This is a genomic window from Rhodococcus sp. USK10 (genome assembly GCF_019378875.1).
Lineage (GTDB): Bacteria > Actinomycetota > Actinomycetes > Mycobacteriales > Mycobacteriaceae > Rhodococcus_F > Rhodococcus_F pseudokoreensis.
Genome location: NZ_CP076048.1, coordinates 5,634,095 through 5,650,525 on the forward strand (window position 1 = coordinate 5,634,095; position 16,431 = coordinate 5,650,525).

General features: G+C 68.3%; 19 protein-coding genes. 8 read left to right on the forward strand and 11 right to left on the reverse strand.

Annotated elements, in window-relative coordinates; genetic code table 11:
• Positions 1 to 22: 22 nt before the first annotated feature.
• Positions 23 to 304: a DUF2277 family protein gene (locus I1A62_RS33160; RefSeq protein WP_219456544.1), complete on the forward strand. Its 282-nt coding sequence runs from the start codon at positions 23 to 25 to the stop codon at positions 302 to 304.
• Positions 305 to 386: 82 nt separating this feature from the next.
• Here the strand turns inward: I1A62_RS33160 and ipdC are convergent, their stop codons facing one another.
• From ipdC to echA20, 4 genes are read right to left on the reverse strand one after another with little or no spacing between them, the layout of a single operon-like run.
• Entirely contained in the window at positions 387 to 1,448 is a 1,062-nt protein-coding gene (gene ipdC, locus I1A62_RS33165; RefSeq protein WP_124390161.1) for a (3aS,4S,5R,7aS)-5-hydroxy-7a-methyl-1-oxo-octahydro-1H-indene-4-carboxyl-CoA dehydrogenase, read from the reverse strand.
• Positions 1,445 to 2,206: a cholesterol ring-cleaving hydrolase subunit IpdB gene (gene ipdB, locus I1A62_RS33170; RefSeq protein ID WP_219456545.1), complete on the reverse strand. Its 762-nt coding sequence runs from the start codon at positions 2,204 to 2,206 to the stop codon at positions 1,445 to 1,447. The genes ipdC and ipdB overlap by 4 nt, the downstream gene beginning before the upstream one ends.
• Positions 2,203 to 3,096, reverse strand: a complete 894-nt coding sequence (ipdA, locus tag I1A62_RS33175) for a cholesterol ring-cleaving hydrolase subunit IpdA (RefSeq protein ID WP_124390159.1) — start codon at positions 3,094 to 3,096, stop codon at positions 2,203 to 2,205. The genes ipdB and ipdA overlap by 4 nt, the downstream gene beginning before the upstream one ends.
• 5 nt (positions 3,097 to 3,101) lie before the next feature.
• Positions 3,102 to 3,878 carry a (7aS)-7a-methyl-1,5-dioxo-2,3,5,6,7,7a-hexahydro-1H-indene-carboxyl-CoA hydrolase gene (gene echA20 / locus I1A62_RS33180; protein ID WP_072938840.1) on the reverse strand — a complete coding sequence of 259 codons (777 nt, stop codon included), beginning with the start codon at positions 3,876 to 3,878 and terminating at the stop codon, positions 3,102 to 3,104.
• A 61-nt stretch (positions 3,879 to 3,939) separates the two neighbouring features.
• Here echA20 and I1A62_RS33185 point away from each other — a divergent pair, with 61 nt between their 5' ends.
• From I1A62_RS33185 to I1A62_RS33210, 6 genes are all read left to right on the forward strand, one after another.
• On the forward strand, positions 3,940 to 4,746 hold the full coding sequence (locus I1A62_RS33185; RefSeq protein ID WP_219456547.1) for an SDR family oxidoreductase: 807 nt from the start codon (positions 3,940 to 3,942) through the stop codon (positions 4,744 to 4,746).
• Positions 4,743 to 5,657: an SDR family oxidoreductase gene (locus I1A62_RS33190; protein WP_072938835.1), complete on the forward strand. Its 915-nt coding sequence runs from the start codon at positions 4,743 to 4,745 to the stop codon at positions 5,655 to 5,657. Before I1A62_RS33185 ends, I1A62_RS33190 begins: the two co-directional genes overlap by 4 nt.
• Before the next feature lie 199 nt (positions 5,658 to 5,856).
• On the forward strand, positions 5,857 to 6,720 hold the full coding sequence (locus I1A62_RS33195) for an LLM class F420-dependent oxidoreductase (protein ID WP_124390155.1): 864 nt from the start codon (positions 5,857 to 5,859) through the stop codon (positions 6,718 to 6,720).
• Between the two features lie 90 nt (positions 6,721 to 6,810).
• The gene (locus I1A62_RS33200) at positions 6,811 to 8,058 is read left to right on the forward strand and encodes a glycosyltransferase family 4 protein (RefSeq protein WP_124390154.1); all 1,248 of its coding nucleotides are present in this window, start codon (positions 6,811 to 6,813) and stop codon (positions 8,056 to 8,058) included.
• Entirely contained in the window at positions 8,052 to 8,792 is a 741-nt protein-coding gene (locus I1A62_RS33205) for a class I SAM-dependent methyltransferase (protein WP_011597010.1), read from the forward strand. The genes I1A62_RS33200 and I1A62_RS33205 overlap by 7 nt, the downstream gene beginning before the upstream one ends.
• On the forward strand, positions 8,789 to 9,877 hold the full coding sequence (locus tag I1A62_RS33210) for a prenyltransferase (RefSeq protein ID WP_219456548.1): 1,089 nt from the start codon (positions 8,789 to 8,791) through the stop codon (positions 9,875 to 9,877). The genes I1A62_RS33205 and I1A62_RS33210 overlap by 4 nt, the downstream gene beginning before the upstream one ends.
• Here the strand turns inward: I1A62_RS33210 and I1A62_RS33215 are convergent.
• From I1A62_RS33215 to I1A62_RS33235, 5 genes are read right to left on the reverse strand one after another with little or no spacing between them, the layout of a single operon-like run.
• Positions 9,853 to 10,515 carry a class I SAM-dependent methyltransferase gene (locus tag I1A62_RS33215; RefSeq protein WP_124390151.1) on the reverse strand — a complete coding sequence of 221 codons (663 nt, stop codon included), beginning with the start codon at positions 10,513 to 10,515 and terminating at the stop codon, positions 9,853 to 9,855. The genes I1A62_RS33210 and I1A62_RS33215 overlap by 25 nt on opposite strands.
• On the reverse strand, positions 10,512 to 10,904 hold the full coding sequence (locus I1A62_RS33220; protein WP_087558137.1) for a carboxymuconolactone decarboxylase family protein: 393 nt from the start codon (positions 10,902 to 10,904) through the stop codon (positions 10,512 to 10,514). The genes I1A62_RS33215 and I1A62_RS33220 overlap by 4 nt, the downstream gene beginning before the upstream one ends.
• The gene (locus I1A62_RS33225) at positions 10,901 to 11,788 is read right to left on the reverse strand and encodes an NAD(P)-dependent oxidoreductase (protein WP_219456550.1); all 888 of its coding nucleotides are present in this window, start codon (positions 11,786 to 11,788) and stop codon (positions 10,901 to 10,903) included. The genes I1A62_RS33220 and I1A62_RS33225 overlap by 4 nt, the downstream gene beginning before the upstream one ends.
• Complete coding sequence (locus I1A62_RS33230) at positions 11,785 to 12,534, reverse strand: SDR family oxidoreductase (protein WP_124390149.1); 750 nt, start codon at positions 12,532 to 12,534, stop codon at positions 11,785 to 11,787. Before I1A62_RS33230 ends, I1A62_RS33225 begins: the two co-directional genes overlap by 4 nt.
• Before the next feature lie 42 nt (positions 12,535 to 12,576).
• Positions 12,577 to 14,046 carry an aldehyde dehydrogenase gene (locus I1A62_RS33235; protein WP_219456552.1) on the reverse strand — a complete coding sequence of 490 codons (1,470 nt, stop codon included), beginning with the start codon at positions 14,044 to 14,046 and terminating at the stop codon, positions 12,577 to 12,579.
• Positions 14,047 to 14,159: 113 nt separating this feature from the next.
• On the opposite strand from I1A62_RS33235, the gene I1A62_RS33240 reads away from it, so the two are divergent.
• A complete protein-coding gene (locus I1A62_RS33240) occupies positions 14,160 to 15,056 on the forward strand; it encodes an SDR family NAD(P)-dependent oxidoreductase (protein WP_219456553.1) in 897 nt (298 codons plus the stop codon).
• Between the two features lie 55 nt (positions 15,057 to 15,111).
• Here the strand turns inward: I1A62_RS33240 and I1A62_RS33245 are convergent, their stop codons facing one another.
• Positions 15,112 to 15,579 carry an OsmC family protein gene (locus I1A62_RS33245; RefSeq protein WP_219456555.1) on the reverse strand — a complete coding sequence of 156 codons (468 nt, stop codon included), beginning with the start codon at positions 15,577 to 15,579 and terminating at the stop codon, positions 15,112 to 15,114.
• Entirely contained in the window at positions 15,576 to 16,418 is an 843-nt protein-coding gene (locus tag I1A62_RS33250; RefSeq protein ID WP_219456557.1) for a hypothetical protein, read from the reverse strand. The genes I1A62_RS33245 and I1A62_RS33250 overlap by 4 nt, the downstream gene beginning before the upstream one ends.
• Positions 16,419 to 16,431 lie beyond the last annotated feature (13 nt).

Genomic DNA, 16,431 nt, shown 5'->3' on the forward strand with positions numbered 1-16,431 from the left:
CGGGCGGCGCTATCGTCGAGTCATGTGCCGAAACATCACCGAGCTGCGCGGACTCGAACCGGCGGCCACCGCGGAGGAGATCGAGGCGGCGGCGCGTCAATACGTCCGGAAGGTCAGCGGAATCCAGAAGCTCTCCGACGCCAACCGTGAGCCGTTCGAGGAGGCGGTGGCCGTCGTCACCGCGGCCACCACGAAACTCCTCGCCGCACTGCCGGCGCGCAAGCAGCCCCCGCAGACCGTGCCCCCGCTGCGACGGCCGGAGGTCCGGGCGCGCATCGCGGCGAAGGCCGCGTCATCCAGCTGAGCGCGGCGAAGGCCGCCACCTCTTAGCCGGACGAACGGGACGCTCGTTGCGTCAGATCCAACGAGCGTCCCGTTTGTTGCGCTCAGGCGCGCAGGGCGCCGAGTGCGTCGATGCGTTTGATCGCGTCGGCGACGATGCCGTCGATGAGGTCCTTGCACGTGGGCAGGTCGTCGAGCAGCCCGACGACCTGACCGGAGGCGAGGACGCCGGCGTGGGTGTTGCCGTCGACTAGCCCGGCCTTGAGCAGCATCGGGGTGTTGGCGGCCATGATGATCTGCTGCCAGGTGCGGTCGCCGGACTTCTTCATGGCGAGGCCGTCCTTGACGAGCGTCGACCATTTCATCCCGGTCATGGCCTTGAATTTCGACGCGTTGCGGGCGGCGGCGACCAGTCCGCGGACGTTGCCGGAGTGTTCGAGGCTGTCGACGAGTTCGGTGTTGAGGACCCGGTGGGGCATGCCGTCGACCTTGCGGGAGACGGTGGTGTCCTGCAGTCCGCGGGCGAGGTATTCCTGTTTGACGGAGTCGGGGACCGTCGATTCCTGGGTGAGCAGGAAGCGGGTGCCCATCGCGACGCCGGCGGCTCCGTAGGCGAGGGCGGCGGCGAGCCCGCGGCCGTCGTAGAAGCCGCCCGCCGCGACGACGGGGATGTCGACGGCGTCGAGCACCGACGGCAGCAGCAGGGTGGTGGCCACCGGTCCGGTGTGCCCGCCGCCCTCGCCGCCCTGCACGATCACCGCGTCGGCGCCCCAGGACGCCACCTTCTTGGCGTGTTTCGCGGCGCCGATCGACGGAATGACCACCACCCCGGCGGCTTTCAGCTTCGCGATCAGTTCCTGCTTGGGGGCCAGCGCGAACGACGCGACGCGCACGTTCTCCCGGATGAGCAGGTCGATGCGTTGCGGGGCGTCGGTGGCGTCGGCGCGGATGTTCACCCCGAACGGCTTGTCGGTGAGGGTCTTCGTCTTCGTGATCGCCGCTTCGAGTTCGTCGTACGTCATCGTGGCCGACGCGAGGATGCCGAGACCGCCGGCGTTGGCGGTGCCGGCGACGAGACGCGGTCCGGCGACCCAGCCCATTCCGGTCTGCACGACCGGGTGCTGGACACCGACCAGGTCGGTCAGTGCGGTGCGGAGCGTGCTCATACCGACACCTCCCGGTCGCGCAGGCTGCGGGGGTCGAGGACCTCGCGGATCAGCCGCAGTTCTTCTTCGGTGGGTTCGCGGGTCACGCCGGCGTCGGCCAGCCCTGCCACCTCGAACGAGGTGTTCTCGACGATCTGTTCGGCGGTGACGCCGGGGTGCAGCGACAGCGCCCGGAACGTGTGTCCGGGTCCGCCGAAGTCGAACACCCCGAGGTTGGTCACCACGCGGTGCAGGTGGTGGAACCGGTAGGCCGGATTGTCGGGGTCGATCTGGTCGTAGCCGACGCCGGAGACGATGTCGACCTGGTCGCAGAACACCCGCGACGTGTGCTTGCCCACCCAGTAGCTGGTGGGGTGGTTGATGGTGTTGCCGGGCGCGCCGCGGACGCCGAACATCTGCCGGGTCGGCTGCTGCAGCGGGCCGAACGCCGACAGGTTCTGGTTGCCGTGCCGGTCGATCTGGTTGGCACCCATCACCACGTGGCGGCGACCGGACGCGACGACGTCGAACACCTTCCGGAACGGCATCCAGCCCTCGATCGGTGCCTTCGCTCCGACGGCGGGGGTGTCGGCGAAGATCAGTGCTTCGCCGTCGGTGATGAGCAGGTCGGGTTCGGTGGTCAGTCGCGCGAGGCGGGCGCCGATCAACGGCAGCGTCGCCATGGGGCTGGCCATGATCTCGCCTGCGCCGGAGAAGATCTCGGCGCACGCGATCGCGCAGTATTCGGCGCGGGTGACGTCGGTGGTGGTCTCGGTCATGCCTGGGACTCCTCTGCAAATCGCTTCACGGCCGCCTGGTAGTCGTCCTCGCTGCCGGACAGGTAGGTGTCGACGAACTGCTGCCATCCCTCGGGGGTCTTCGCCGATTCGGCGTAGTGGCGCTGGAACTTCTCGTCGCGGCCGTAGCTGTCGCCTGCGAGGGTGAAGTGGGCGCCGTTCGGTGCCTCGACGACGCCGTCGACCATCATGCGGTTGAGGATCAGGTTCTGCAGCGGAACGGTTTTCACCAGTTCCTCGGTCTCCACCACGCGTTCGACGGAGACGAATCGCTTCTCGGCGGCCGCGCAGTACAGGTCGTCGAAGTAGGGGTCGACCCCCGTGTAGGCGGCGTTGCCGTGCTTGTCGCCCAGGTTCAGATGCACCAGTGCCGCATCGAGATTCAGGGCCGGCATCGCGATCAGCGTCTCCGATCGGCCGGACGCGTCGGGGTAGGGGGAGGTGACGGTGCGCAGTTCGTCGCCCCAGAAGTTCCGGACGTCGGAGCCGAGTCCGGCGCGGATCGGCAGGAACGGCAGTCGGGCGGCGGCGGCCTCGAGTCCGCACTTCACCATGCCCTCGTCCATTTCGCGGACCTCGATCTCGCCGCCGGTGCGCGCCTTCGCGAACCACGGGTCGTAAAACGGGGCCGAATCGAGGGACACGAACCCGTAGTACGCCTTCTTCACCTTGCCCGCCGAGCAGAGCAGCCCCAGGTCGGGGCCGCCGTAGGTGACGACGGTGAGGTCGGTGACGTCCGAGCGCAGCAGCGCCCGGACCAGCGCCATCGGCTTACGGCGCGAACCCCAGCCGCCGAGGCCGATGGTCATTCCGCTGCGCAGTTCCCCGACCGCGTCGTCGAGCGACATCCTCTTGTCGCGCTTGCTCGCCATCGATGTCAGCCTTTCCTGTTGTTCGAGTTGGAGCGGGGCTTGCCGGTTTCGACGAACTCGTCGCGGTGCTCGTCAGCGACGCCCGCCAGGTTGAGTTCGAAGGTGTAGCCCTGCTCGAGGCGGTAACTGGTCTTCACGTCGACGGGGTCGATGCCGTTGATCGCCTCCTTGGCGCAGCGGATGACCCGGGTGTCCTTGGCCGCGATCTTGGCGGCGATGTCGCGGGCGGTGTCGTCGAGTTTCTCGCGCGGCACCACCTCGTACACCGACCCGAAGTGCTGGAGTTGCTGGGCGGTGACGTTCTGCGCCGTGTAGTACAGGGTGCGCATCATGTGCTGGGGGACGAGTCGGGCGAGGTGGGTGGCGGCGCCGAGTGCGCCGCGGTCGACCTCGGGCAGTCCGAAGACGGCGTCGTCCGATGCCACGATCACGTCGGCGTTGCCGACCAGTCCGATGCCGCCGCCGACGCAGAACCCGTTGACGGCTACCACCACGGGCACGGCGCAGTCGTAGACGGCGGCGAACGCGGCCGCGCAGCCCCGGTTGGCGTCGACCAGCGCGCCGTACCCCTCGGTGGCCTGCATTTCCTTGATGTCGACGCCGGCGTTGAACCCGCGTCCCTCGGCTCGCAGGATCACCACGTGGGTGTCCGGGTTCCGGCCCGCGTCGAGCACGGCGTCGGCCAACTCGAACCAGCCCCGGGAGGGGATGGCATTCACGGGCGGGTAGTCGACGGTGACCGTGGTGATGCCCCCCGGATCTGTCTCGCTCCGAATTCCCACTGTTTTCTCCTCGTCAGATCCGCACTTCACGCACCAAGCAATTGCTTGGTAGGGTAGCACGATGGAAACAGGTTCCAACATGACCGGAAGTGTCGTGCTCGTGACCGGCGGAGTTCGCGGGGTGGGCGCGGGTATCAGCCGCACCTTCCTGCGGGCGGGTGCGACGGTGGTCGCCTGCGCTCGCCGACCGGGCGACGACCCCGTGGAGGTGGACGGACGCGCCGCCGAATTCCTGCCGTGCGACATCCGCGACCCGGAGCAGGTGCAGGGTCTCGTCGACCGGATCGTCGAGCGTTACGGCCGCCTCGACGTCCTGGTCAACAATGCCGGCGGGGCGCCGTTCGCCCTCGCGGCGGACGCGAGCCCGAAGTTTCACTCGAAGATCGTCGAGCTGAACCTCCTTGCCCCGCTGCTCGTCTCGCAGGTCGCGAATGCTCAGATGCAGACGCAGGATTCGGGGGGCGCGATCGTCAACATCTCCAGCGTCAGCGGGTCGCGGCCCTCGCCCGGCACCGCGGCGTACGGGGCGGCGAAGGCCGGCGTCGACAGCCTGACCACCAGCCTGGCGGTCGAGTGGGCGCCGAAGGTGCGGGTCAACTCGGTGGTCGTCGGCCTGGTCCGCACCGAACTCGCGCACCTGCACTACGGGGACGAGGCGGGGATCGCGGCGGTCGGGAACACGGTCCCGCTGGGCCGGATGGCCTGCCCCGAGGACGTCGGCAACTGCGCGGTGTTCCTGGCTTCACCGTTGGCGGCGTACGTCAGCGGTTCGACACTGACCGTCCACGGCGGCGGGGAACGACCCGCCTTCCTGGCGGCAGCGACGGCATCGACATCAGTTACAGCATCTACAGAGGAGAAGGCATGAGTGGAGTGGTCGACGGTCGCGTCGTCATCGTGACGGGCGCCGGGCGCGGAATCGGACGCGCCCATGCGCTGGCGTTCGCCGCCGAGGGGGCGAAGGTCGTGGTCAACGACATCGGGGCCGGACTCGACGGTTCCGCGACCGGGGAGAGTCCCGCCGAGCAGGTAGTCGCGGAGATCGTGGCTGCGGGCGGCGAGGCCGTCGTCAACGGCGACGACGTCGCGGACTGGGCCGGGGCCGAGAACCTGATCCGGACGGCGATCGACACGTACGGGCGGCTCGATGTGCTGGTGAACAACGCCGGGTTCCTGCGCGACCGCATGCTCGTCGGGATGAGTGAGCAGGAGTGGGACGCCGTCGTACGCGTGCATCTCAAGGGTCATTTCGCGACGCTGCGGCACGCCGCCGCGTACTGGCGGGCCGAGGCGAAGGCGGGCAATCCGGTGGACGCCCGGATCGTCAACACGAGTTCCGGTGCCGGACTGCAGGGCTCGATCGGGCAGGGCAACTACGCCGCCGCGAAGGCGGGGATCGCGGAGCTGACCATCCAGGCGGCCGCGGAGTTGAAGAACTACGGCGTCACCGTCAACGCGATCGCGCCCGCCGCCCGCACCCGGATGACGGTCGGCGCCGGCGGTGCGATGGCCGAGGCGATGGCCGCACCCGAGGAGGGCTTCGACGCGATGGCGCCGGAGAACATCTCGCCGCTCGTCGTGTGGCTCGGGAGTGTGGACTCGAAGGACGTGAGCGGGCGCGTGTTCGAGGTCGAGGGAGGCAAGATCACCGTCGCCGAGGGCTGGCGGCACGGCCCGGCCCAGGACAAGGGCGCGCGCTGGGAGCCGAAGGAGATCGGGCCCGTCGTCGCGGACCTGCTCGCGAAGGCGGAGGACCCGGTCCCGGTCTACGGCGCCTGAGCAGGTGAGTGGCGATGTGTGCTGGGGGACGCATTGCCGCTCACCTGGGGGACGAGTGGGACGCCCGTTGCGTCAGATCCAACGAGCGTCCCGTTCGTCCGGCCGCCCCGAGAACTGGAGAGTTGTTTGGACACATTGATAAACAGGTGTCCAGAAGTTAGTGTGCATGAAGGAAAAGGCTCTCGGCCAAGGAGAATTCGTGAAATTCGGCATAACGTTGTTTACGAGTGACCGCGGGATCGAGCCGGCCTCGGCCGCGAGGGGTGCAGAGGCCAACGGGTTCGACTCGTTCTACGTTCCCGAGCACACGCACATTCCGGTGAAACGCGATGCGGCGCATCCTCAGACGGGGGACGCGTCGCTGCCCGACGACCGGTACATGCGCACCCTCGACCCGTGGGTGGCGCTCGCCACGGCGGCGGCGGTCACGGAGCGGATCGAACTGGGCACGTCGGTGGCGCTGCCCGTCGAGCACGATCCGATCACGCTGGCCAAGACGATCGCCTCGCTCGACCACCTCAGCGGCGGGCGGGTGATCCTCGGCGTCGGGTACGGGTGGAATCTGGACGAGCTCACCGACCACAACGTCCCGCCGGGGCGGCGGCGGACGATGCTGCGGGAGTACCTCGAGGCGATGCGTGCGCTGTGGACGCAGGACGAGGCGTCCTACGACGGCGAGTTCGTGAGCTTCGGTCCGAGCTGGGCGTGGCCCAAGCCGGTGCGGGTGCCGCCGGTGGTCGTCGGCGCCGCCGGCAACGACAAGAACTTCAAGTGGATCGTGAAGTCCGCCGACGGCTGGATGACCACTCCGATCGAGCAGGACATCGATGACCGCGTCGCCGCGCTGCGACGGATGTGGCGGGAGGCCGGCAGGGACGGCGAACCGCGGATCGTCGTGCTCGACGGCAAACCGGACGTCGACAAGTTGCGCCGATGGAAGGACCTCGGCGTCACCGAGGTCGTGTACGGAGTGCCCGACCGCAGCGAGGAGGAGGTCCTCGCCTACCTCGGACGCCTGGCGGGAAAACTCGAGGGATTGCGCGAGTCGACCGCGGTGGGGTGAGTGAGTGCGGTTGGATGGAACGAGGACACACCCCGAGTAAGAACGTGTTCTAGTATTGCTTGCCAGTTGCTCGAGGAGAGGCCGAAGTCCGTGCGCATCGCACTCTTGTCGTACCGAAGCAAGCCCCACTGTGGTGGGCAGGGTGTGTACGTCCGCCATCTCAGCCGTGAGCTGGTCGAACTCGGCCATCAGGTCGAGGTGTTCTCGGGCCAGCCGTACCCGGACGTCGACCCCCGGGTGACGCTGACGAAGGTCCCCAGCCTCGACCTGTACCGCGAGCCGGATCCGTTCAGAACGCCGCACCCGCGCGAGTTCCGCGACGCCGTCGACGTGCTCGAGGTCGCGACCATGTGGACGGCCGGCTTCCCGGAGCCGCTCACGTTCAGCCTCCGGGCGGCCCGGCTGCTGAAGGAGCGCGCCGACGAGTTCGACGTGGTGCACGACAACCAGTGCCTCGGCTACGGGCTGCTGCAACTCCAGCGGGCCGGGCTCCCCGTCGTCGCCACCATCCATCACCCGATCACCCGCGACCGCGAACTGGATCTCGCGTCGGCGAAGTGGTGGCGCAAGGTGACGGTCCGCCGCTGGTACGGCTTCCTGCGCATGCAGAAGCGGGTGGCGCGCGCCATCCCCGCACTGCTGACGGTGTCGCAGTCGTCCGCCGACGACATCAGCGCCGCGTTCGACGTTCCCGCCGCGAACCTGCGAACCGTTCCGCTTGGGGTGGACACCGAGATGTTCCGACCCCCGGCCGCCGAACGGGTTCCGGGCCGCGTCGTGTGCGTGGCCAGCGCCGACATGCCGCTGAAGGGGGTGTCGACGCTCCTCGAAGCGGTCGCGAAGGTGCACACCGAACGCGCCGTCGAACTGGTGCTGGTCACCAAGCTGGCACCCGGCGGCGTCACCGAGAAGCTCATCGAGGAATTGGCCATCGGCGACGTCGTCCGCACCGTGTCGGGCATCGACGACGCCGAACTGGCCGGGCTGCTCGCGTCGGCCGACGTCGCGTGCGTCCCGTCGCTGTACGAAGGTTTCTCGCTGCCTGCCGTCGAGGCGATGGCGTGCGGCACCCCGCTGGTCGCGAGCCGCGCGGGCGCCATTCCCGAGGTGGTGGGAACGGACGAGGAGGCGGGGGTGCTGGTGACGCCCGGCGACCCGCAGGCACTCGCGGACGTGCTGGGCGCGTTGCTCGACGACCCGCAGCGCCGCGCCCGGCTCGGCGACGGTGGCCGCCGACGCGTGCTCGAGCGCTACAGCTGGGCCGCAGTGGCCGCGACAACCGCGCAGACCTATGCCGAAGCGATAGCGCAGACCCGTCAAGGAGGCCAACCGTGCTGACCGTGGACTTCGACCGGCTGGGTGTGAAGCCCGGCGACAAGGTGATCGACATCGGGGCCGGTGCCGGACGGCACTCGTTCGAGCTGTATCGACGCGGCGCCGACGTCATCGCCTTCGACCAGAACGCCGACGAACTCGCGGACGTCGAGAAGATGTTCGTGGCGATGGCCGAGGTCGGTGAGGTCCCCGCAGGCGCCTCGGCGCGGGTGGAGGTCGGCGACGCGCTGAACCTGCCGTACGAGGATGCGACGTTCGACGTCGTCCTCATCTCCGAAGTCCTCGAACACGTTCCCCGCGACGGCCGCGCGATCGCCGAGCTGACCCGCATCCTCAAGCCGGGTGGTGTTGCGGCGGTGACGGTTCCGCGGTGGCTGCCGGAGAAGATCTGCTGGGCGCTGTCCGACGCGTACCACGAGGTGGAGGGCGGCCACGTCCGCATCTACCGCGCCGACGAACTGGCGGAGAAGCTCACCGCCGCCGGGCTGGAGGTGCGGGGCCGCGACCACGCGCATGCCCTGCATTCCCCGTACTGGTGGCTCAAGTGCGCGGTGGGGGTGGAGAACAACGACAATCCCCTCGCGAAGGCGTACCACCAGGTTCTGGTGTGGGACATGATGAAAGCGCCCTGGCTGACGCGCACCGCGGAGAAGGTGCTCAACCCGGTGGTCGGCAAGAGTGTCGTGTTCTACCTCGAGAAGCCGAGGGAACCGAGCGTGGTGAAGGCGCCGCGGTGAGAGCCGCCGGCGTCCCGTCGGTGCCGAACGTGCTGTCGGAGAGCCAGGTCCGGCAGACGGCACGGTCGATCGCGGCAGCGCAGGAGTCGTCGGGGGCGCTGCCGTGGTTTGCCGGCGGGCACACAGACCCGTGGGATCACGTCGAATCCGCCATGGCGCTCACCGCAGCCGGACTGCGCGACGAGGCGGAGGGCGCGTACGAGTGGTCGCGGCGCACGCAGCGACCGGACGGTTCGTGGCCGATGAAGTTCCGCGACGGGACCGTCGAGAATCACGATTCCGACAGCAATTTCTGCGCCTACCTCGCGGTGGGGGTGTGGCACCACTACCTGATCACCGGTGACCGGAACTTTGTCGACAGACTGTGGCCGTCGGTGCAGGGCGGCCTCGACTTGGTCGTCGACATGCAGGCGCTCAGCGGCGAAATCTGGTGGGCCCGGGGCGAGAACGGCCAGGACTGCGCGGAGGCGCTGCTGACCGGGAACTCCAGCATCCACCACAGCCTGCACTGCGGTCTCCTGCTAGCCCGGTTGGTCGACGACCCGCAGCCGGAATGGGAATTCGCGAAATACACACTTGGGCACGCGATCAGGCAGCACCCGGAGTCGTTCGCGATCAAGGACGAATACTCGATGGACTGGTACTACCCGATCCTCGGGGGCGCCGTTCGCGGTGAGGCCGCGTCGGATCGCATCGATTCGCGGTGGGACGACTTCGTGGTCGAGGGACTCGGCATCCGCTGCGTGGACCACCGGCCGTGGGTGACCGGCGCCGAGACGTGTGAGCTGGTGCTGGCGCTCGACGCGATGGGGGAGCACGCCCGTGCGCTCGCCCAGTTCACCGCCATGCAGCACTTGCGGGATCCGGACGGCTCGTACTGGACCGGCCTCGTCTACAGCGACGGTAAGCGGTGGCCGGTCGAGCAGACCACGTGGACGGGCGGTGCGATGATCCTCGCCGCGGACGCGTTGTCCCGCACCACGCCCGGACACGGAATCTTCCGGGACGCGGCGCTGCCCGTGGGACTACCGATCGGTCTCGACCGGTGCGGCGACTACTGTCATGCCAGCGGTTCGCCGGTCTGACCGCCCACCCGCTCGAGAACCCGTAGCGACCCGGTGACGGACGTTTCCTTGAATTGTCCTGTCGCCAGTGCTCGCTCGTAGATCTCGAACGGCGGGCGCCCACCGTCGGCCGGGTCCGGGAACACGTCGTGGATCACCAGGGCGCCGCCCACGGTCACCCACGGCGCCCACCCCTCGAGATCCGCCGACGCCGCCTCCGACGTATGGCCGCCGTCGATGAACACGAAGTCCACGGGGGTGCGCCAGAACGTCGCCACCGTCGACGACCGGCCCAGCACCGCCACGACGTACTCCTCGAGCCCCGAATCCGCCATCGTGTGCCGGAACCGGCCGACCGTGTCGAGCAGACCGGTGTGCGGGTCGACGAACGCCGGTTCGTGATACTCCCAGCCCGGCTGGTGCTCCTCGGAACCGTGATGGTGATCGACGGTGACGACGCGCGCGCCGCGCGCCTTCGCCGCCGCCCCGAGGTAGATCGTGGAGCGGCCGCAGTACGTGCCGATCTCGACGCCCACCCCACCGGGAGTCAGGTACTGCATCGCGGCCTCGTGCAGGGCCGTCCCCTCGTCCTCCGGCATGAAGCCGGGCACGGAGTCGGCGAGTCGAAGTAGCTCTGGTGTCAGATGTTCGGTGCTCATGTGGCCTCTGCGTCCGGGGCGGCCGCTCTGGCCGCTTTCTTCCGCTTGTGTAGCACCCCGCCGATCATCGCGTCGAGTTTCGTCCCCAACGGCCAGCCCACGTAGTGGCACAGGAACAGGGCGATCTCGCGGAGTTGGTCCTCGTCCAGTTCCTCGTTGTGCAGGGCCGCGCCCACCTGGATCTCGGCGACGTCGACGAGTCCCTGCGCGGTGAGCGCCCCGAGCAGCAGAAGCCGTCGGTCGCGGATGCTCAGCCCCGGCCGCGACCAGATGTCGGCGAACAGGTGGTCGGCGGTGACGGCGAAATGCGCGCCGGGGCCGTCTTGCATCTCGAATCCGTAGACCTTCTCCATCATGGCCAGGCCGCGGGTGCGGGTGTCGTCGGTCATGGCTGCTCCTCCTTGTCCACGATCTTGTCCACGGTGCTGTCGACGCCGAGTCCCGGACCGAGACCCGAGAGCGCGAGCCGCGCGAGCGGCAGCGCGACGTCGAGTCGTTCGGCGAGCCCGATCGCCAGCGACAGATCCTTCTCCCCGAGGTCCCGGACGTGGGACATGATCGGGTACCAGTTGTCGTTCACGTCGAGCGCGTCGGTAGTGTCGCGGAGCATGATCGCGCCGGCACCACCGGTGATCGCGTCGGTGTGGCGGACCACTTTTCCGAGTTCGGTGATGTCGAGACCGGCGGACTCGGCGAGCCGCTGCGCCTCGGCGGCGGCGGTGAACGAGACGAAATGCAGCAGGTTCCGGGCCAGTTTCATCCGGGTGCCCGCGCCCACGTCGCCGGCGTGCACGACGAGTTCGGCCCAGTGCCCGAACGGCTCCCGGACCTTCTCGAACGCGTCTTCGCTCGCTCCGACCATCACCGCCAGCTTCCCCTGGTGTGCCCCGGGGGCGCCGCCGCTGACGGGTGCGTCGATCAGGTCGACGCCGTGCGCGCGGCAACGGTCGGCCAACTCGACGGCGGTGACGTCGCTGATGGTGGAGTGCACCGCCACGACGGTGCCCGGCCGCGCGGCCTCGAGGATCTGGGTGACCACTGCGCGCACCTGCTCGTCGTTCAGCACGGTCACGGAGATGACGTCCGCGTTCTCTGCCACCTCCCGCGGACTCGACGTCACCTTCGCGCCCGCCTTGTCGAACGGTTCCAGCGCCTCCGGCCGGGTGTCGCACACGATGAGTGTGCCCGGACGGTCGAGCAGCCGCTTCGCCATCGGCGCACCCATGTTGCCGAGGCCGATGTAGCCGACGGACACCTGCTGCGTCGTGGTCATCGGAAGATCTGCCCGCCGTCGACGTTGAAGATCTGCCCGGTGATCCAGCTCGCCTCGTCCGAGAGCAGGAACAGGCAGGCGCCGACGAGGTCGTCGGGGGTGCCCATCCTTTTGAGCGGCAACGTTTTCACCATGTCTGCCACCATATTTCCCGGTGTCACGGTGCGGGTGGCTTCGGTGTCGATCGGCCCGGGCGCGATGGCGTTGACCCGGATGTTCATGCCGCCCACCTCGTGGGCCAACTGCTGGGTGAGTCCGTTGATCCCGACTTTCGCGAGACCGTAGAAGCCGGAGTACAGCCACGCCGCCGTCGACGACTGATTGACGATGGAGCCGCCCCCGCGCTCGTTCATCGCCGGCCACACGGCGCGCGTCACGTTGAGGGCGCCGTCGAAATTCACGGCCATGAACTTCTTGTAGTAGTCCCACGGTACGGTGATGAGCAGGTCGAGTTTCATGCCGCCGTAGATCGCGGCGTTGTTCACCAGATGATCGATGCCGCCGAACTTCTCGACGGTGAACGCCGCGAGTTCCTGTGCCGAAGCCTCGTCGGCGACGTCGACGTCCTTGAACACCGCGGTCCCGCCGTCGGTACAGATCTGCTTGGCCACGGTCTCGCCGAGTTCCGCGTTGAGGTCGGCCACCACCACGTTGGCGCCCTCGCGGGCAAGAGCACGCGCGTACCCCTCGCCGATGCCCTGTGCGGCGCCGGTGACGATGGCAGTCTTACCGTCGAAACGTCCCATATCGATTGACTCCCTGTATTATCGGGCCGGCTCGCCGGCGTACTATTGGGCCGGTTCCGCGACCAGCTTGGTTTCCAGGTATTCCTCGAAACCGGCCACACCCATCTCGCGGCCGATTCCGGACTGCTTGTATCCGCCGAACGGGGCGTCGGCGGAATACCAGACGCCGCCGTTGACGCTGAGCGTCCCGGTGCGCACGCCGTCGACCACGCGCTGCACCCGTGCGGGATCCGTGCCCCACACCGATCCGGACAGCCCGTACGGCGAGTCGTTGGCGATGCTGATCGCGTCCTCGTCGCCGTCGTGCGGAATGATCACCAGCACCGGTCCGAAGATCTCTTCCCGCGCCACCCTCGCGGTGTTGTCGAGGCCGCTGATCAGGGTGGGTTCGACGAAGAATCCGCGGTCCCGATCGGCCGGGCGGCCGCCACCGACGACGATCGTGCCGCCCTCCTCCCGGGCGAGCCGCAGGTACTCCTCGACCCGGGCACGTTGCCGGGCGGATATGAGTGGCCCGCAGATGGTGCCGGGTTTCGCAGGATCGCCCGCGCTCAGTCCGCCGAGTGTGCGGGCCGTGGCCTCGACGGCCTCGTCGTACTTTTCGCGGGGCACCAGCAGCCGGGTGGTGATGGCGCAGCCCTGCCCCGCGTGGGTGGACACGGTGAACGCGGCGACCCCGCACGCCCCGGCGAGGTCGGCGTCGTCGAGCACGATGAACGCCGATTTGCCGCCGAGTTCGAGGAAGACCTTCTTCAACGTTTCGGACGCCGCCGCCATGACGGCCTTCCCCGTGGTGGTCGAACCGGTAAACGACACGAGGTCGACGCGGGGGTCGGTGGACAGATACGCGCCGAGGGCATGGTCGCTCGACGTGACGATGTTGACGACGCCCGCCGGGAGATCGGTCTCCTCCGCGATGAGGTGCCCGACGAGGGCGGCGCACCAGGGAGTGTCGGGTGCGGGTTTGAGCACCACTGTGTTGCCGGCCGCCAGCGCGGGGCCGATCTTGGCGAAGTTGATCTGGTGCGGGAAGTTCCACGGTGTGATGGCCCCGACCACCCCGACGGCCTCCTTGAGGACTCGTCGGCGGGTCCTGATGCCCATCGGTTCGGCGATGCCCAGATCCTGCTCCCAGGAGTAGCTTTCGGCGAGGTCTGCGAAATAGCCGAGGTCGGCCACCGGGCCCTCGAGTTGAGGTCCGTTGGTGAGGAAGGCGGGCGCGCCGACCTCCGCGATGGTGATGTCGCGCAGTTCCTCGATGTGGGATTGCAGTACGTCGCGCAGTTGTCGCAGGCAGCGGGCGCGGAAGGCGTGGTCGCGGGACCACGTGGTGTGGTCGAACGCGCGCCGGGCCGCGGCGATCGCGGCGTCCATATCGGAGTCGGTCGCGTCGGCGGCCCGTCCCAGCACTTCCTCCGTGGCCGGGTTGATCACCTCGAACGTGCCGCCGGAACCGGGAATCAGTTTGCCGTCGATCAGGAGAGCAGAGCCGTCGGTGGGGCGCAGAGTCATGGATTTTCGCTTCCGAGTCGGGTGAGTGTCACAGCGATCTCTGAAAACTGGACATGTGTCTGGACTATAGTTTGAACAACTGGATGCCGCAATGACGAGTTCCCGGAGGCGCGATGACGACAGGCGAGAAGAGACGACTGGACGGGCGAGGAGCCGTGGTCACCGGCTCGAGCAGGGGCATCGGGCGGGCCGTGGCGCACGCGCTCGCCGCGGAGGGTGCCGGCGTCGTCGTCAACGGCCGCGACCGGGACGCGGCGGAGACGGTGGCCGACGAGATCGTGCTCCGCGGCGGCCGCGCGATCGCGGTCGCGGGTTCGGCCGCCGCCGACGGCGTCGCGGAGGCTTTGGTCGACGCCGCGGAATGCGCGTTCGGTGACGTGGACGTCCTGATCAACTGCGCGGGCGTCGCGGAGCCTGCCGGGTCGTCCATTCTCACCGTCACCGACGAGCAGTGGCGGGAACTGATCGACGCGCATCTGACGGCGACGTTCCGTACGTGCCGGGCCGTGGCGCCGCTGATGGCCGAACGGGGCAGGGGAGCGATCGTGAACACGGGATCGTTCGCATTCCTGGGCGACTACGGCGGAACCGGATATCCCGCGGGCAAGGGTGCCGTCAACAGTCTGACCCTCGCCATCGCCGCCGAACTGGCCGAATCCGGCGTGCGCGCCAACGTCGTGTGCCCCGGCGCGAAAACGCGACTGTCCGAGGGGGCGGAATACGAACAGCACATCGACGAACTGCACCGACGGGGAATGCTCGACGACACAATGCGGTACGGCTCGCTGCATCCCGCGCCCGCCGACTACGTCGCCCAGCTGTACCTCTTCCTCGTCAGCGATCTCGCCGTCGGTATCACCGGGGCAATCTTCGCCGGATCAGGTTGCTTCGTCGGCAGATTCGACCGACCGACTCCGGCACTGCTGGCCTACCGCGACCACGCGACCGAGCCGCCCTGGTCACTCGACGAACTGGCGGAGCTGGTGGGTGAGGTATCACCTGGCTTGTGAGGGTGCTCGATACACGAACGATGTCTATAACTACGTTTGAGGTACTCAAAGTAAGTCAAGTCGCGCACCACAGGCCCGCGGTCGCCGATGCGCGGACGGACACCTCTTCCGCGACGGTGGCCGCAGCGTCGATCAGTGCTTGCCCGGGTCGGCGACTCGCGAGGTCGGGAAGCGCGGCGCGCAGGCGCTCGGCGTGTGCTGCGTTCGCCACTTCCCAGTCCAGACGGATCAGCTCGATGACGGCGCCGTCGTCGGCTCCCATGACGCGATCGACGTTCAAGGTCGCGGACACGGTGAGCACGGCGGAGTCGGCTATCGCGACCTCGCCGAGGAGTCGAAGCACCACGAGTGAGGCGGCCGCGATGCCGGCGAGCATGTGCTCCACCGGGTTTGCGCCGGCATCGTGTCCGCCGTACCGCGTGGTTTCGTCGATCGTCAACTCGTGCGTCCGCGCGGTGACCGTCGTGCCGTGGGTCCCGGGCAGTGCGTGCACGACCAGTTGCTCACGTCGAGAAGTAGTCACTGAACCGCCTCATAGAAGTCTGCGGCGGTGTTCCCGCCTGTATTCAACACGCCTGCAAGCCATTCGATCGCATCTGCACCAGCGGCGCGGATGTCCCGTGGATCGGGACCGTACTGAGGGGACAGGTAGTCCGACAGCAAGCGCTGCGCATCTGTCCCGCTGTCGTCGTGGAGCAACGACGCCACGGCGTCGAGTGCGACGGGATCTCTGCTCCTGATCTTGGCGATCGCCGCCGTCTGTGCGGCGACGACCTTTCGAACCGACGGATGGTCGATGCCGGTCTTGCCCACGTCGACTGCGACACCTGCGGTGGGGAACCTCAGGGCCACGCCGAAGAACAACGATTCGGCGAGCCCGAGCCGTGACAGCGTGCCGGGAGCGAAAGCGGAGCCCAGAACGGCGGCGTCGGCTTCTCCGGATCTCAGTGCCTCCAGTCGCTTCCGATCGCCTGCGCTTCCGGCGGGGAAGCGCAGCATCGACGGGGCGTCGCGGCCTGCCCAGCGATAACTCAGCATCCGCTGGGTGAAAGCGCACACGATCGATCCCTCCGGGTGGCCGGCCACGACGGCCGGCCCGGCTGATCGTGTGCTCCCGTTTCGTGTCCAGATCCAGAACAACGGGTGAAGCGTGTGGACGAGCGCAACTTTCCATCGGCGTTGCCCCCGAAGGGTTTCGACCAAGGAGCCGCCGAGCCCCGCAGACAGTGCTGCCTCCGGATGGTCCGTGCCGGACACCGCTTTCACGTCGATGCCCAGTCGGTCGTAGTAGCCCGCGCGTGCGGCGATCTCGTGGCACACCAATTCGTGGACGTTGTGATCGCGATACCCCAGCAGAATCATTCCCGTTCCTTAC